The organism is Citreicoccus inhibens, from assembly GCF_019039035.1.
Classification (GTDB): Bacteria; Myxococcota; Myxococcia; order Myxococcales; family Myxococcaceae; genus Citreicoccus; species Citreicoccus inhibens.
Genome location: NZ_JAHNZT010000004.1, coordinates 23,067 through 37,229 on the forward strand (window position 1 = coordinate 23,067; position 14,163 = coordinate 37,229).

General features: G+C 69.0%; 13 protein-coding genes. 8 read left to right on the forward strand and 5 right to left on the reverse strand.

The window, feature by feature from the left end; genetic code table 11:
- Positions 1-47: 47 nt before the first annotated feature.
- From KRR26_RS06595 to tal, 4 genes are all read right to left on the reverse strand, one after another.
- Complete coding sequence (locus KRR26_RS06595) at positions 48-1,091, reverse strand: hypothetical protein (protein WP_120203263.1); 1,044 nt, start codon at positions 1,089-1,091, stop codon at positions 48-50.
- Between the two features lie 208 nt (positions 1,092-1,299).
- Positions 1,300-2,544: an endonuclease/exonuclease/phosphatase family protein gene (locus KRR26_RS06600; RefSeq protein WP_120203265.1), complete on the reverse strand. Its 1,245-nt coding sequence runs from the start codon at positions 2,542-2,544 to the stop codon at positions 1,300-1,302.
- Between the two features lie 183 nt (positions 2,545-2,727).
- The gene (gene rpiA / locus KRR26_RS06605) at positions 2,728-3,429 is read right to left on the reverse strand and encodes a ribose-5-phosphate isomerase RpiA (RefSeq protein ID WP_217079387.1); all 702 of its coding nucleotides are present in this window, start codon (positions 3,427-3,429) and stop codon (positions 2,728-2,730) included.
- A complete protein-coding gene (tal, locus tag KRR26_RS06610; RefSeq protein ID WP_217079388.1) occupies positions 3,426-4,529 on the reverse strand; it encodes a transaldolase in 1,104 nt (367 codons plus the stop codon). The genes rpiA and tal overlap by 4 nt, the downstream gene beginning before the upstream one ends.
- A gap of 222 nt (positions 4,530-4,751) precedes the next feature.
- Here tal and KRR26_RS06615 point away from each other — a divergent pair, with 222 nt between their 5' ends.
- Positions 4,752-5,381 (forward strand): SRPBCC family protein, encoded by a 630-nt coding sequence (locus tag KRR26_RS06615; RefSeq protein ID WP_217079389.1) that lies wholly within the window; start codon positions 4,752-4,754, stop codon positions 5,379-5,381.
- Positions 5,382-5,574: 193 nt separating this feature from the next.
- The gene (locus KRR26_RS06620) at positions 5,575-6,969 is read left to right on the forward strand and encodes a hypothetical protein (protein ID WP_217079390.1); all 1,395 of its coding nucleotides are present in this window, start codon (positions 5,575-5,577) and stop codon (positions 6,967-6,969) included.
- On the opposite strand, the gene KRR26_RS06625 is transcribed toward KRR26_RS06620, so the two are convergent.
- Positions 6,963-8,162: an AI-2E family transporter gene (locus tag KRR26_RS06625; RefSeq protein ID WP_120203375.1), complete on the reverse strand. Its 1,200-nt coding sequence runs from the start codon at positions 8,160-8,162 to the stop codon at positions 6,963-6,965. The genes KRR26_RS06620 and KRR26_RS06625 overlap by 7 nt on opposite strands.
- A 135-nt stretch (positions 8,163-8,297) precedes the next feature.
- Here KRR26_RS06625 and KRR26_RS06630 point away from each other — a divergent pair, with 135 nt between their 5' ends.
- The 6 genes from KRR26_RS06630 to KRR26_RS06655 all read left to right on the forward strand — a co-directional run bounded on the left by KRR26_RS06630 (position 8,298) and on the right by KRR26_RS06655 (position 14,145).
- On the forward strand, positions 8,298-8,672 hold the full coding sequence (locus KRR26_RS06630; RefSeq protein WP_407931710.1) for a VOC family protein: 375 nt from the start codon (positions 8,298-8,300) through the stop codon (positions 8,670-8,672).
- A 144-nt stretch (positions 8,673-8,816) separates the two neighbouring features.
- Positions 8,817-10,184: a SitA5 family polymorphic toxin gene (sitA5, locus tag KRR26_RS06635; RefSeq protein ID WP_217079391.1), complete on the forward strand. Its 1,368-nt coding sequence runs from the start codon at positions 8,817-8,819 to the stop codon at positions 10,182-10,184.
- 11 nt (positions 10,185-10,195) lie between these two features.
- On the forward strand, positions 10,196-10,741 hold the full coding sequence (locus KRR26_RS06640; RefSeq protein WP_120203273.1) for a hypothetical protein: 546 nt from the start codon (positions 10,196-10,198) through the stop codon (positions 10,739-10,741).
- Positions 10,742-10,897: 156 nt separating this feature from the next.
- Complete coding sequence (locus KRR26_RS06645) at positions 10,898-12,232, forward strand: hypothetical protein (RefSeq protein WP_120203378.1); 1,335 nt, start codon at positions 10,898-10,900, stop codon at positions 12,230-12,232.
- 15 nt (positions 12,233-12,247) lie between these two features.
- Positions 12,248-13,183 carry a vWA domain-containing protein gene (locus KRR26_RS06650; protein ID WP_217079392.1) on the forward strand — a complete coding sequence of 312 codons (936 nt, stop codon included), beginning with the start codon at positions 12,248-12,250 and terminating at the stop codon, positions 13,181-13,183.
- A complete protein-coding gene (locus KRR26_RS06655) occupies positions 13,183-14,145 on the forward strand; it encodes a vWA domain-containing protein (RefSeq protein WP_120203276.1) in 963 nt (320 codons plus the stop codon). The genes KRR26_RS06650 and KRR26_RS06655 overlap by 1 nt, the downstream gene beginning before the upstream one ends.
- Positions 14,146-14,163: the final 18 nt, after the last annotated feature.

The following is a 14,163-nucleotide window of genomic DNA, read 5'->3' on the forward strand; positions in this document are numbered from 1 at the left end:
GGCTTAGTCCAGCCGAGCCGCTCTGACAAACGACGAAGCGGTGAGGCTTACTTGAAGAAGGCGCCCACGATGCTGGACACCGTGGAGACCGCGGCGCCGACCTGGCTGACCACCGGGATGTTGGTGGCCGCGGCGATGGAGCCCACCGCGGTGATGACAGACGTCACCTTCTTGCCCACGCCCGCGTTCTTGTCCATCAGCGTCGCGCCCGCGTTGGCCACATCGACGGCCGCGATGGCGACGTTGACGCCCGGAGCGAACCGGCCCAGCGCCTTGGCGGCGGTGCCAGCGGCGGCCTTCGCGCCCGCCTTCACCGCGACCTCACCGGCCTCCTTGCCCACCGCGGACAGCGCGGCCTTGGCGGCCGAGCGGGTGCCGCTGCCCAGGATGCCCTTGGCCAGGGAGCTGCCCGCCTTGGCGGCATCGCCCGCGGCGGTGCTGATGGCGCGACCCACCGTCTTGGCCGTGCCGGACTCGAAGAGGCCCTTGGTCGCCGCGCCCTTCACGGCCTTGAGCACGTCCTCGCTGGCGTGCGGCAGCGCCTTCTTGAAGGTGTCGAGCGCCTTCTTCCCGGCGTCCAGCTTGCCCTTCATGATGTTGCCGCCCAGGATGCCGCCCATCACCTTGCCGCCGACGATGCCGCCCGTCGTGGCGGTGATGCCCGCCTTGGCCGCGTCCATGCTCGACCGCGTGGCGGCGAGGATGTCGTCCTTGCTGCCCGTGCGGATGGCCTGACGGATGTCCTTGAACGCCGTGGCGCCCGCCATCGCCGCGCCGGGGATGCCCGCGTAGCGCATGGCCGCGTTCATCTTGGCGCCGAACTGGGTCACGCCCTTGAACGTGCCCTGCGCGAACGTCGGGTTCCGGACGAAGTCCAGGTTCGTCTTCCCGAGCAGCCCCTCAGCGCCCTGCTTGAGGTTCTTGATCTGCTGGAAGGCGTCCTTGCTGAACGCGAAGCCCTTCACGCTCTGGCTGGCGACAGCGACCCCGCCCTTGATGAGTTCCTTGTTCTCCGACAGCGTCTTCTCGACGGTCTTCTGAACGTTGGTGCGGACGGTGTTGAAGGTCTTCTTGATGTCGGGGAAACCCATGGCGGGGCCTCGCGAATTGGCGAAAGGGATGGAACCTGCCTGGATTGTCGTCCCCAATTCCTGAGAGTTGCGTCAGGACGCTCGAGGCTCGATGGCAGCCTGCGTCATCCGCCTGCGAGTGGCGCAATTCGTTGCATGGTCAACCATTGCGTGCGGTAGGCCCGCAAGAGTCCGCCTGAGCTGTTCTTGCAACGCTTGCCTGCCTGGGTCAGTGGCGGCCGGACGGCGCGCTCGCGGCCTCTCGGAGCCGGTAGTGGGACAGCACTGGCTGGTGGTCCGAGGACTCGGTGGAGCGATCCACCTCGAAGAGCACGGGCTCCAGGCTGGGGCTCGCGTAGAAGTTGTCGAACCGCTTGCCGGTGGCGGGAACGAGGCCCGCTTCATCCGGCAGGGACGACAGCGTGGCGCAATCCGCCACATCCTGGAGCCGCAGCCACTCCTGACCGCCGCGCGCGACGTGGCCCGAGCGCAGCGCCTCGCGCGCCGCGTGGGGCGTCATCACCGAGCCATCCGCGAGGCGCACGTGCACCTGCGCCGCGTGCGCGATGGTCTCGGGCAGCGCGTGCTCCAGGTGGTGGAGCGCGTGGCGCAGGCGCGGATCCGCGATGTTGCCCACGCCCCAGTCGCCCACCGTGGCCCTCGGCGTGCCGTACCGGGCGCGGTACTCCTCCACCGTGTCCGTGTCGTCGTACGCCCCCCAGTGGGCCCACAGCCAGGAGCCACCGCGCTTGATGGCGGTGTTCGCGTTGAAGTCCCCCAGCACCACCGCGTCCGCGTCCTCTCGGTGCCGCAGCAGCACGTTGAGCTGCCGGAGGTTGTGCGCGTTGATGCCCGAGTCTCCCAAGGCGTGGTGCAGGTTGTAGAGAGACACCGAGCGCCCCGCCACGTCGATGCGCGCCCAGAGCACGCCTCGGTCTTCCACCAACTCGCCGGGCTCACCCTGTCGCGCGATGGCCGCGTCGCGCTCCGCGTCCGCAATGACATACGTGAAATGCGCCGCGTCCCGCAGCGGATGCCGACTGAGCAAGGCCTTGCCATTCACCAGCCGCGCCGCGCTGCCGCCGTCATTCCCCTGATAGGCGAGGTGGAAGCCGAACCGGGACGCCAGGAGCGCGGCCATGGGCACGCTGGCTTCCTGCAACCCGATGACATCCGGCATCCGCCCGGCCTTCTCCAGCTGCGCGAAGTACGCGAGCAGCGGCTCGCGGTACAGCCCGCCGAGCAGGATGTTGTAGCTCATGACCGTGAGGCCCGGACCTCGCGGCGGGGTCACGGCGGGGTGGCGAACCACCAGCGTGCGCCCGTCTCCCAGCCGGCGCTCGCCCGACGGCCGAGGCAGCGCGGTGAAGTCGGTGAAGCCCAGGGTCTCCTCGCGCCGAGGCCACTCCTCGGTCCCGCGCGCGAGCCGAGGCCCCACCGCGGGCAGGTGCTCCAAGAGCTCAGGGACCTTCATGCCGGGCCCCTCGCGCGGCGCGCGTGGGATAGCGAGAGTCTGGCAAGGTGAGCCTCCGGGGTTCTCCCCTCAAGGTCGGGGCGGGGACGCGGTCACGCCAGCGGCGAGGACCCTCCACCCTCACGTCCGGGCGGCGCCTCGCTCGCCACACGGCCATCCCCTCAACTGGCTCGACGCGCCGGCTCAGCGCGAGCGCAGCACGACGCCGTCAGGGCCCGCCACCACCACGTCCGTGGCCAGCCCCAGGAACAAGCCATGCGCCAGGATTCCCGCGCGCGCATCGAGCCGCGCGGCAAGCTCCACGGGCTGCGCGATGGGCCCGAAGGCACAGTCCAGCACCGGGTTGCCCTGGTCGGTGAGGAACAGCGCGCCGTCCGCGCCCACGCGCGGCACCGCCTGCGCGCCCAGGGATTCCAAGAAGCGCGCCTCCACCCGCAGCGCCATGGGCACCACCTCCACGGGCACCCTCGCGCGCGTGCCGAGACACGGGGAGAGCTTGGCCGCGTCCACCACGATGACCTCGCGGCGGCTGGCCTGCGCGACGACCTTCTCGCGCAGCATCGCGCCGCCCGCGCCCTTGATGAGCGAGAAGTCCGGGGCCACCTCATCCGCGCCGTCGAGGGTGAGGTCCACCTCGGGCCTCGCCTCCAGCGTGGTGAGGGGGACGCCCAGCTCTCGCGCCAGCCGCTCGGTTTCGATGGACGTCGGCACGCCCACCACGTCGAGCAGGTGTCCCTCGGCGCGCAGCACCGCCAGCCGACGCACCGCGAACGCGGCGGTGCTGCCCGTGCCCAGGCCCACCACCATGCCCGGCTGGATGAGCTCCACGGCCCGCTCGGCGGCCTCGCGCTTGAAACGGGACGTGGCGCTCACATCGAGGGTCATGCGGGCGCTCCGGTGTCCAGGTGGGAGGGCAGCGCGTCCATCTTCTGCGCGATGCACTCCATCAGGCGATCCCAGGATGCCACGAACGCGTCCGCGCCCTCGCGCTGGAGTTGCTCGGCCAGCGCGTCCACGTCCACGCCATCCGCGGCGAACGCGGCCAGCACCTCCTCCGCGTCACCGCCATCCCTCGCCATCAGCTGCCCCACCCGGCCGTGGTCGGCGAAGGCCTTCAGCGTGGGCTCCGGCAGCGTGTTGATGGTGAAGGGCGCGGCGAGCGCCTCCACATACAGCGTGTCCCGCGCCGCCGGGTCCTTGGTGCCCGTGCTGGCCCACAAGAGCTGCTGCACGCGCCCGCCTTTGTCCACCAGTCGACGCATGGACTCGCTCTCGCGCAGCTGCGTGTAGGCGCGGTAGACGCGCCCCGCCATGGCGATGCCCAGCCGATTGCGCAGCGCGGGCGCCACCTTCTTCTCCACCGCGCGGTCCCACCGGCTGATGAACAGCGACGCCACCGAGGGCACATCGGGAGAGCGCCCCGCCGCGAGCCTCCGCTCGATGCCCAACCGGTACGCGTCCGCGGCGGCCAGGTACTGCTTGGCGGAGAAGAGGAGCGTCACGTTGACGGGCACACCCGCGAAGGTCGCGTCCTCGATGGCGCGCATTCCTGGCGGCGTGCCCGGAATCTTGATGAAGAGGTTGGGCAGCCCCGCCAGCGCATGCAGCCGCACGGCCTGCTCCACCGTCCTCGCCGAGTCGTAGGCCAGGAGCGGCGAGACCTCGAGCGACACCCAGCCATCCCGCCCGCCCGTCGCCTCGTGGATGGGACGGAACAGCTCGGCCGCGCGCGTCAGGTCCTCCAGCGCGAGCGGGAAGAAGGCCGCCTCGCCCGTGCGCCCTTGGTCGCGCTGCTCCAGGATGGAGGCGTCGTAGGCATTCCCCTGGCGGATGGCCAGGTCGAAGATGCTCGGGTTCGAGGTCAGTCCGCTGATGCCGTACGCCTCGGCGTAGCGTGCGAGCGTCCCCTCGTCGAGCAACCCGCGGGTGATGTTGTCCAGCCAGAGACTCTGGCCCAGCTCACGAAGAATCTGGGTGGCGAGCATGCGCCCCCTCCTTGTCCACGGCCGCGCGGAGCGACCTCCTGTCGCTCAAGGTGCGCACGCCGCACGCGAGGGACAGGACCCTCGCGCTCCGCGTCATGGGGTGTCACGGATGACAGGGCCGCGAGAGGACGCCATGGGTTGGGTGGAGTCTTGAGATGCGGGGCCCGCAGCGTCTATGACGCGCTCGCCCCCCCAATGGGGGCGCTCGCTCAAGGACCGACCATGCTCAAGAAGATTCTTCTGGGTCTCGCCGCCGTGATCCTCATTTTCGTGGGCATCGTCGCCACGCGCCCCGCCACCTTCTCCGTCAGCCGCACGGCGACGCTCCCGGGCACGCCGGACATCGCGTTCGCGCTGGTCAATGACTTCCACCAGTGGGGGCAGTGGTCGCCGTGGGACAAGTTGGATCCGAACCTGCAGCGCACGTTCTCCGGCGCGGAGACCGGCGTGGGTGCCGCCTACGCCTGGACCGGCAACCCGCAGGTGGGCGAGGGCCGGATGAACATCGAGGAGAGCGTCGCGGACACGTCCATCCGCATCAAGATTGAGTTCCTCAAGCCCTTCGTGGCCACCAACACCAGCCGCTTCACGTTCAAGCCCGTGCCCGAAGGTGTCTCCGTCACGTGGAGCATGGAGGGGGAGAACAACTTCATCAGCAAGGCCTTCTCGCTCTTCTTCGACATGGACAAGCAGATCGGCGGGGACTTCGAGAAGGGCCTCGCGAGCCTGAACGCCCTGGCGAAGGCGGAGTCCCTCAAGCGCGCCGAGGCCGCTCACGCCGCCGAGGAGAAGGCCGCCGCCGCACAGGCGCCCGCCACGGGCACGCCGGCCGTCGCCGCGCCCACGCCGTAGCCCCTCCCATCGCATCTTCCCGGGGGCGCGCCGCGACCTCGCGAGCGCGCCCTTTCTTGTCTGGCTTGGCGCGCATGCCTCGCGCGCTGTTCAGCCGGTGGATCTCTTCGGGACCCGAGGGTCATGGACCTGGGGGGTCGCGCCTCGCATCGTCCGCGCTCCGCCCCATGGGGGCGCCTACCTGGAGCGCGCGGTGCGATGGACTATCCTCGGACGCGGCTGGCCCCTCTTGCTCGCGCTGACCTTGGCGAGCGGCGCGGCGGCGCAGGACGCGCACTACTGGTCGCGACAGTTCGGCAATCGCGCGTGGCTGCTCGGCGGTTCGCTGATGGGCGCGCCCGCGGACATCAGCGCCGTCTATTACAACCCGGGCGCGCTCGCGCTCCTCACCACGCCCGAGTTCGAGCTGTCCGGCTCCGTCGTCGAGTACTCGCGCATCACCGTGGCCAACGGGCTCGGGCCCGGCAAGGACCTGACCACCTCGCGAATCAACGTGCCGCCCGCGCTGCTCGCCGGCACGCTGCGCTTCGGCTGGCTGGGCCGAGCCCGCATGGGCTACGCCTTCATCACGCGCGAGGGTTTCGACACGCGACTGCAGCGGCAGGACACCTTCTCGGGGATGGACGTCCTGGGAATCAGCGGGCTGCAATCCCTCTCCACCGACGTGCGGCTGGAGCAGGGCGTGCGCGAGTACTGGACCGGCGTCAGCCTCGCGTACCCCCTGGGGCGATTCCTGGGCGTGGGCATCACCCCCTTCCTCGCGGTGCGGGACGAGCACGCGTCGCTGCTCGCCATCTCCCAGGGCGCGGGGAACGAAGGCCAGCTGCTGCTCGCCACGCTGAACCGCGACTACCGCATGCAGCACGCGCGCTTCCTCGCCAAGCTGGGCATCAGCTACCAGGAGCCGAAGTGGGCCGTGGGCCTGACCGTGACGCTGCCCAGCCTGAGCCTGTGGGGCAAAGGCGAGGCGACCTTCGAGCGGGCGCTCGCGCACGAGGGGCTCTCGCTGGGGCCGCTGACGCGCGTGTCTGACTTCCAGCAGAACACGCGCGCCACGTTCCGCTCACCGCTGGCGGTGGGGCTGGGTGGCAACCGCACCTTCGGCAGCACCACGGTGCACGCGGCGGTGGAGGCCTTCGCGAAGGTGGCGCCCTTCCGGATGGTGGACACCCGCCCCATCGAGCTGCCCGACGGGGAGGAGCTGCCCAGCGCCGACATCTTCTATGGGCTCGACCCCGTGGTGAACGCGGCGGTGGGCGTGGAGCAGCGATTGGCGGAATCGCTGCGGGCCTACGTGAGCTTCCACACCGACTTCAGCGGCGCGGTGGACCTGCCCAACACCAGCTCCCTGCTGTCCACGTGGGACCTGTACCACTGGGCCATGGGGTTCTACTTCCGCGTGGGGTACTCGCGGGTGACGCTCGGCACGGACCTCGCGTGGGGACGCCGCACCACGCAGCGCCTCACCGAGCTGCTCGCCCAGTCCGGCCTGCCGCCCACCAGCGAGGGCCAGGGCGTGCGCTACTTCCAGGCCACGCTCATCCTCGGCGCTACTTTCGGACTCGATGACCCTCGGCCCTTTCAGTGAGGCGGGGTCCCCTTACCTTCCGGCGTGGGGCGCGACGGCTTTCGAGGCCCCCCGCGCGCGGAGGACATCGGGCCGGCGAACAACAGGCCCTCATCCACCGCGCCGCGCATGAGCGGGAGGGCGCGGGGGTGCACGCGTCGCCACTCCTGCTTCCACTTCCGACGGCGCGCGCGGTGGACTTCCTGGAGGACGACTTGCGTGGCGGCGGCCACGGGCACGGCGATGACGGCGCCCAGGAGCCCGGCCATTCCGGCGCCCACCAACACCACCACGGAGATGAGCAGCGGGTTCATCTTGACGGCGCGGCGCTGCACGAGCGGCCCGAGCAGGTGGGACTCGAGCTGTTGGTACAGCATGAACAGCGCCAGCGCGATGAGGGCGCGGCGCAGCCCGACCGTGGCGAGCGTGGTGAGGCTGACGAGCAGCGCGCTGATGACGCTGCCAATGTACGGAATGACACCGAGCACCGCCGTCATGAGTCCGAGCGGGAGGAAGTACGGCACGCCGAGCACCAGGGACACCAGCGCGGTCATCGTGCCTCCGAAGGTGGAGACGAGCAGCGTGCCGGCCAGGTAGTTGCCCACGGCCTCGCGCATGCGGCCCACCACGCGGCGGACTTGCACGCGCCGACGCGGGCGCACCCAGCCGAGCATCGTCGCGTAGAGGTCCTCGCCGAAGAGCAGTCCGAACACGGCCAGCGCCAGCATGGTGATGCCGGCGCCCACCAGGGCCAGTGTCGACGAGAGGACATCCACGAGGGGCTTGGCCAGCTCTCCGGGCGCGACGTCGAAGGCCTCCTGCGGGCGGGTGAGCACGCCGTAGCGTTCATCCAGTCGGTGGATCCACTCGATGCGAGACAGCTCCGCCACGAAGCTCGGCAGCGCACGCACGAGGCTCTGGAGTTGGTTGACGAGCATGGGGACGAGCGTGAAGACGAGCAGCCCGGTGAGCGCCAGGAGGAGCAGCGCGACGAGCGCCACACCCGGGCCCCGGCGCACGCCCCAACGGCCGAGGAGGCGGACGAGCGGATCCATGGCGAGGGCGAGGAGGAGCGCCAGCGACAGCACGGTGAGGACGGGCCCCAGGTGGCGCAGCGCGGTCCCGACCAGCACCAACAGCACCACCTGGGCCCCGACGGCCCACACCGTCCGAGGCGGCACGTAGACGGGAATCTGCCGACGCGAGGCCTTCATGCGCCACAAGGTAGGGAGCGGCGACGGCATCGCGCCGAGCGAACGGCCGCGCCCTCATGGGCCGCCCCGTATCCCTCTTGCCATGCGAGCAAGCATGGGGTGCTTCGTGGCGGGTCATGCTAGGCACGCGGGCGCATGGACCAGGTCAGTCAGACGATGACGTCTTTCGTGAAGGTGTTGGTGACGGACGCGGAGCGCTCGGCGCGTTTCTATGAGGCGCTCGGCTTCGAGCGGATCAGCGCGGAGCCGCCGTTCATCCGCTTGCGGTGGGGAGAGCAGGCGGACCTGTACCTCATCACGCCGCCGCCGGGAGTGACGATGGAGGGGCGCAAGGGGATGGGCGTGCTGCTTGGCTTCCGCACCGGCGAAGGCGGAGTGGACGCGCTGCTCGAACGCGCGCGAGCCCAGGGCGCGCAGGCCGACGGGCCCACCCGGCAACCCTGGCACACGCGAGAGATCATCGTCACGGATCCAGACGGCTATCGCCTGAACTTCATCGAGCCCGCGTAGGCAAACGCACGGCTGAAGCTGGCACACTGCGCCAGCCCCAAAGTCGCATGCGTATTGGGACCACATCTGCGTCAACGGGCATGTCTGACCAACGTGATAGCCCAAGGGCTTGGCCCTGAAGCAGAAACGGGTCTGGAGGACGACATGCTGCCGAAATGGGGGGGAGCACTTCTACTGGGGTTTCTTCTCGTTGGCTGTGCGACGAGCCGTGCGGTGCGCCTGGATACAGGGCAAGGAACGCCCATCGTCTACACTCCACCGACGAGGGCAAGCCCCGTTGAGATCCACGAGCGCGAGTTTCGACGAGCCATGGCCATGCTCCTCCTGGACATGCGCTTCTCGCTCCGTCCCACCGAGGAACGAACCCCACCTGTTCAGCGCGCGTCGTGGGATACCTCTGACCGTCACCATGGCCAGGACTATGACAGTTGGTGTTTCCGACAGGTCAATCCCGGCGAGTGCCGAGCCCTGCTGGGGCGCGGCCTCACCCTCATGGACGGCCCAGCACGTCGCGACCTGGCACTGTCCTTCGCATGGGATGGGGTCTGGGCAGGCGCTCAGGATGTCGTGAGTGAAGTCATCAATCCGCTCGCGCTCAAGGTCATGATCACGTCGGCCATGGCGACCTACATGCTGCTCGTTGTGGCCCCTGAGCCCATCACCAAACTCGTGGCAATTGCTCTGACGACCTATGTCATCGCGTACATCGGACTGGAAGCCTTCACCAGCTTGGTGAAGGGCTGGCAGCAGCTGACGTTCGACTCAGAACGAGCTCTTACTTTCGATGAACTGGAGGATGCAGGCCATCGGTTTGGACAAGTGATGGGGCAGAACGGCGCACGCGTCCTCATTCTCGCGCTGACAGCTGCGCTGGGTGGAGGTGCATCCAACATGGCCTCGAAAGGCCCCATGCTACCGGGATTCGCAAGCGCGGCGCTGGCGGCAGAAACGAACATCGGCATTCAGGTGTCCGCAGCAATGTCGGGCGGAGTTCGCGCCATTGCGTTGACCGAGGGAGCATTGGCAGTGAGCCTCGCGCCCAATGCAGTCGCCATGGCGGTGCATGAGGGGGCTGCTGGAAATCACCCGCCAGCATCGACTAGCGAGCATCAGGGCAAACTTCTTGCAAACCAGCAGCCTCGGCTTCTCGCAACTGAACTGGAAACCGCACAACGCCTTGGCATCAGGCCAGCATCCTCGACGGATCCAGCGTTCCTTCAGTATGTGAATGAGGGCCGGATCAAATGGGTCGTCACTGAGGAAGGCGTTCTGCGAATCGTTCCTCATTCCTGGCGAGGAATCGAAATCTCTCACGCGGTCGCCAGCAATGGCCGCTCAGTCCTTGCTGCAGGTGAGGCCGACATCGCCGTTCATGGGGGCAGTCGCGTCGGAATCGAAATCTCGTCTCAAAGTGGACACTATCTAAACGGCGCATCCTCGGCGGTGAGCGCCCGAGCGCTCGAAATCGGGCGACAAGCGTTCGCCAACTTGGGCATCATCTTCCCTCCGTAACACAGGGCCCCATGGACACGACGCAAGACGTGCTGAGCGCAATCCTGACCCGTTCCCCAGAGGAAGTGGAGGCATGGCTCGATGGGCAATCCATTGGCGAAGACGTTGATGGCTCCCAATTCAACTGGGAGGTGTTCGCATTCACGGCGGCGGCCCGGGCGGGCGACGAGCGCAGCACGGCTTGGGCCCGCATCGCTCTGCGCATCTATGCGGCGCTTGCCGCGCGAGCAGCGCCCCGCATCGCACATGCATACCGGTTCTCGGCGATGAACTTGCGTGCGCGAATGATCTCCGAACTGGGCGTGCGCGACGGCGATCGAGTCCTGGACCTCCAGCCTCTCATCGACTGGTTCCAACGACTCGCCACCGTCTCGCTCGATGAGGCCACCTCGCTGGCGACCACCTCGGAGCTTCGCGCCATTTCACCGACCCACCTCGTCACACTCAGAGACCTCAAGAACGCGTTGAATGTCCTCGCCTTGCTCGCGATCTCCGGCGAGGTGCCGGGACATCCAGAGCTGACGGGATGGCTCCAGCTCAGGCCCCGACTGCCCTGACCCCGCTGCTCCTGTCCTGCCAGCCGGACTTTCGCCTCGGGGCTCGCGCTCCTAGAGGGGCAGAGCGTCATGGAATCCGCGCTCGCTCAGCGGGCTGGGGAACCAGCCCTCGCCCTTGATCGCCCGATGGGCATGCGCGAGCCTTGGGATTCCGCCTTGAGCCCGCCCCGCTACTTCATCCCCCACGCCGCCAGCCCCGCCGAACCGGCGCGGATGGACGCGTCCGCCATGACGCACGCGGTGGATGCCTTCACCCTGGACGCTCCCTACCTGGGCGACCAGGAGTTCATCGTGGGCACCGACATCGTCGGCAACGTCCTCGTCGTCCCCGCTCGAGAACGCGACACCCTCGCCTCCTCCATCCAGGCGCAGCTCGCACACCACGAGGTCGCATCCGCCCGGCCGCCTCGGCGCGTCGATGCCCATGCGCTGTTCTTCTTCTCCATCGAACTCGTCGAGCACCCCGCCAACGCCGAGGGCCTCAACGACCCCGTCTATCTCTACGGCACCCTCACCGGCCCCTGGCCCGGAGAGTCCGCCGCGCGCGTCCCAGGACAGCTCACCGTCACGCGCGGCGATGTGCTCGCGGCCTTCACCCGCTGCGCCCCCGATGCCTTCCAGTACGCGCGCGACGCCGAGAGCAAAGACGTGCCGCGCGGCTTCCACGCCCTCCTGCCGGGAGATCGCCCGGCCGCGCTCGCGGAAGGTCGCGGCCTCGTGCTCGCCTACCCTGCCGTCCCCGCCGAGCTTCAGTCGAGCCACGCCGCGAATGGCCCCCAGGTGGCGTCCCTCCTCCACGATGTGCTCGCGCGGCTCCAGGCCGATGCGCGCGAGCACGGCGGAATGTCCGCGTTCGCCTCGCGCGAGCTGCCGGTGCCGAGCCGCGCCCTCGCCATCGCGGAGCTGGAGCTTCGCGGCTACGAGGTGACCGGCGACGTCGCGCAGCAGAAGAGCTCGCGGCCCGGGCTCGCGGGCAAGCTCGCGGAGTGGCTCCACGGTGAGAAGGTGAAGGTGCCACGCGAGGCCCCGCCCGTTGAGTTCCTGGAGCTGGCCCAGAGCGCGCTCGAAGCGCTCCCTGGCTGGCCCAGCGAGACCGAGCGCACGCTGCGCGCGCGCAGCCGTCCGGGCACGGGGGGACCCGCTCCCCGCGTCGTGCCCGCCGCACCATCCGCGCCGCCGCGCGTGATTCCGCCGCGCGCGCCCCAGCCGCCGCCGCGCCCCAGCGACTGGATGCAAGACTTCCTCGACGCGCACGCCACCCAGCGCGGCGCGAAGTCGACCGTCACGCGGCTGCAAGCCCCGGCGCGCGCGCCCGAGCGCAAGTCGAGCGCGCCCGAGCGCAAGTCGAGCGCACCCGAGCGCGAGTCGAGCGCGCCGGATTGGATGACAGACTTCGCCTCCGGACCTCCGGTGCCCGCTCGACCTCGCGCCGAAGCTCCGCGCGCCGCCCCCGCGGGTAAGCCGGATTGGATGAAGGACTTCGACGACTGACCGCAGAGGAACACCATGGGACACGAGAAACCCGTCGAGCCGTTTTCGGACCTCCACCTGGAAGAGGGGCGCGTGCGCGCCGTCCTGCTCCATGACCCCACCGTCGAGGGGCTGGACATGGCCATCTACGTGGATGCGTCCGGCAGCATGAAGAACGAGTACGCCTATACTCAGCCCACCCGCACCTTCCTGGAGTGGCTGCGTGGCACGCCACTCAAGGAGGCCTCCAACCAGGTCGAGCCTCAGGTGCAGTGGATGCTCGAGTACCTGGCCACCAAGGACCGCAACGGCCTCTTGCGCGTGGCGTATTGGGCCACCGGCAACAGCGGCAAGGAGATTGAAGTCATCGGCGAGTTGAAGGGCACGGACGTCAAGCAGTACAAGTTCCCCGGCGCGAAGAAGCTCGGGGGCTACACGTACCTGGTGCCCGCGCTGAAGGACTACGTCCGCTATATCAAGGAGCAGACCAAGCAGGGCGCCAGGCGCGGCTGCGCCATCATCGTCACCGACGGGCGCCTGCATGACGCGGAGGAGGTGGAGCGGTTCTCCGCCGAGGTCGCGCGGGAGATCGCCGCCGGTCGCCTGCCTCGCCTCAACTTCGTGCTCGTGGGCGTGGGCAGCGGCGTGGACGAGGAGCAGCTCGAGAAGATCGCCCATCAGGAGTTCCCCGGCGTAGGTCACCTGTGGTGCCACCGCATCGCGAAGGAAATCACCCAGGTGGCGGAGCTGGTCGCCGTGCTGGTGGACGAGACCATGACCGTCGCGGCCGGCGGCACCATCTACGACGACAAGGGCAAGGTGCTGAAGACCTACGAAGGCCGCCTCCCCGCGGTGCTGGAGTTCGACGTGCCCGAGGGCGCGGAGAGCTTCACCCTGGAGGTGAATGGCCAGCGCTACACCCAGCCGCTGCCGGATGAAGACCACCACGACGAGGACGAGGACCACCACTGATGGCCGGGCATGAAGTCATCAAGCGTCCGTTCTCGGACGTGCACCGCATGGGCAACAAGGTCGTGGCCACGCTGCTGCACGACCCCACCGTGGAAGGGCTGGACGTGGCCCTCTACATGGACGGCTCCGCGAGCATGGAGAACGAGTATGGCCCTCGCGGCATCCTCGCCAAGCTCGCGCCGGTGAAGAACCAGGTCGAGCCGCAGATGCAGTGGATGCTGGAGTACCTGGCCAACAAGGACCGGGACGGCAAGGTGCGCGTGGCGTACTGGGCCACGGGCGACGGCACGCAGATCGAAATGGTGGGCGACCTCACCGGGCCCGAGGCCAAGGGCTACCGCTTCCCCGGCCCGCGCGCCTACGGCAAGGCCACCGTGATGCTGCCCGTGCTGCGCGACTTCGTGGCGCACATCAAGCAGCAGGTGCCCGTGGGCGCCAAGCGCGGGCTGGCCGTCATCATCACCGACTCGCAGCTCAACGACGCCCAGGACGTCATGGCCTACGCCACGCAGGTGGCCAAGGAGATCGCCTCGGGCCGGCTGCCTCGCATCAACTTCGTCTTCGTGGGCGTGGGCAGCAACGTGGACGAGGAGCAGATGGAGGAGGTCTCTCACACCAAGTACCCCGGCGTGGGCCACCTGTGGTGCCACCGCATCGCCGACCGCATGGAGGAGATGGCGGAGTTGGTGGCCGTGCTCGTGGATGAGACGATGACCGTCGCGGCGGGCGGCACCGTCTTCGATGAGCAGGGCGCCATCCTCAAGACGTACGAGGGTCGCCTGCCCGCGGTGCTCGAGTTCGACGTGCCCGCCCAGTGCAAAGCCTTCACCCTCGAGGTCGCCGGGCAGCGCTTCACCCAGCCCATCCCCGAGGACCACGACGACGACGACCACGACGAGGACGAGGCCGAGCCCCCACCCGCTCAGGCCCCCGCCCGTCCGCAGCGCGGTCACCGCCACTAAGACTCAGTCGCAGGGAGC

Excerpts from the sequence above, each read along its gene's own strand:
- KRR26_RS06650 (WP_217079392.1), top strand. The coding sequence starts at position 12,248 with ATGGGACACGAGAAACCCGTCGAGCCGTTTTCGGACCTCCACCTGGAA.
- KRR26_RS06595 (WP_120203263.1), bottom strand. The coding sequence starts at position 1,091 with ATGGGTTTCCCCGACATCAAGAAGACCTTCAACACCGTCCGCACCAAC.
- KRR26_RS06655 (WP_120203276.1), top strand. The coding sequence starts at position 13,183 with ATGGCCGGGCATGAAGTCATCAAGCGTCCGTTCTCGGACGTGCACCGC.
- KRR26_RS06640 (WP_120203273.1), top strand. The coding sequence starts at position 10,196 with ATGGACACGACGCAAGACGTGCTGAGCGCAATCCTGACCCGTTCCCCA.
- rpiA (WP_217079387.1), bottom strand. The coding sequence starts at position 3,429 with ATGACCCTCGATGTGAGCGCCACGTCCCGTTTCAAGCGCGAGGCCGCC.
- tal (WP_217079388.1), bottom strand. The coding sequence starts at position 4,529 with ATGCTCGCCACCCAGATTCTTCGTGAGCTGGGCCAGAGTCTCTGGCTG.
- KRR26_RS06630 (WP_407931710.1), top strand. The coding sequence starts at position 8,298 with ATGGACCAGGTCAGTCAGACGATGACGTCTTTCGTGAAGGTGTTGGTG.
- KRR26_RS06615 (WP_217079389.1), top strand. The coding sequence starts at position 4,752 with ATGCTCAAGAAGATTCTTCTGGGTCTCGCCGCCGTGATCCTCATTTTC.
- sitA5 (WP_217079391.1), top strand. The coding sequence starts at position 8,817 with ATGCTGCCGAAATGGGGGGGAGCACTTCTACTGGGGTTTCTTCTCGTT.
- KRR26_RS06600 (WP_120203265.1), bottom strand. The coding sequence starts at position 2,544 with ATGAAGGTCCCTGAGCTCTTGGAGCACCTGCCCGCGGTGGGGCCTCGG.
- KRR26_RS06625 (WP_120203375.1), bottom strand. The coding sequence starts at position 8,162 with ATGAAGGCCTCGCGTCGGCAGATTCCCGTCTACGTGCCGCCTCGGACG.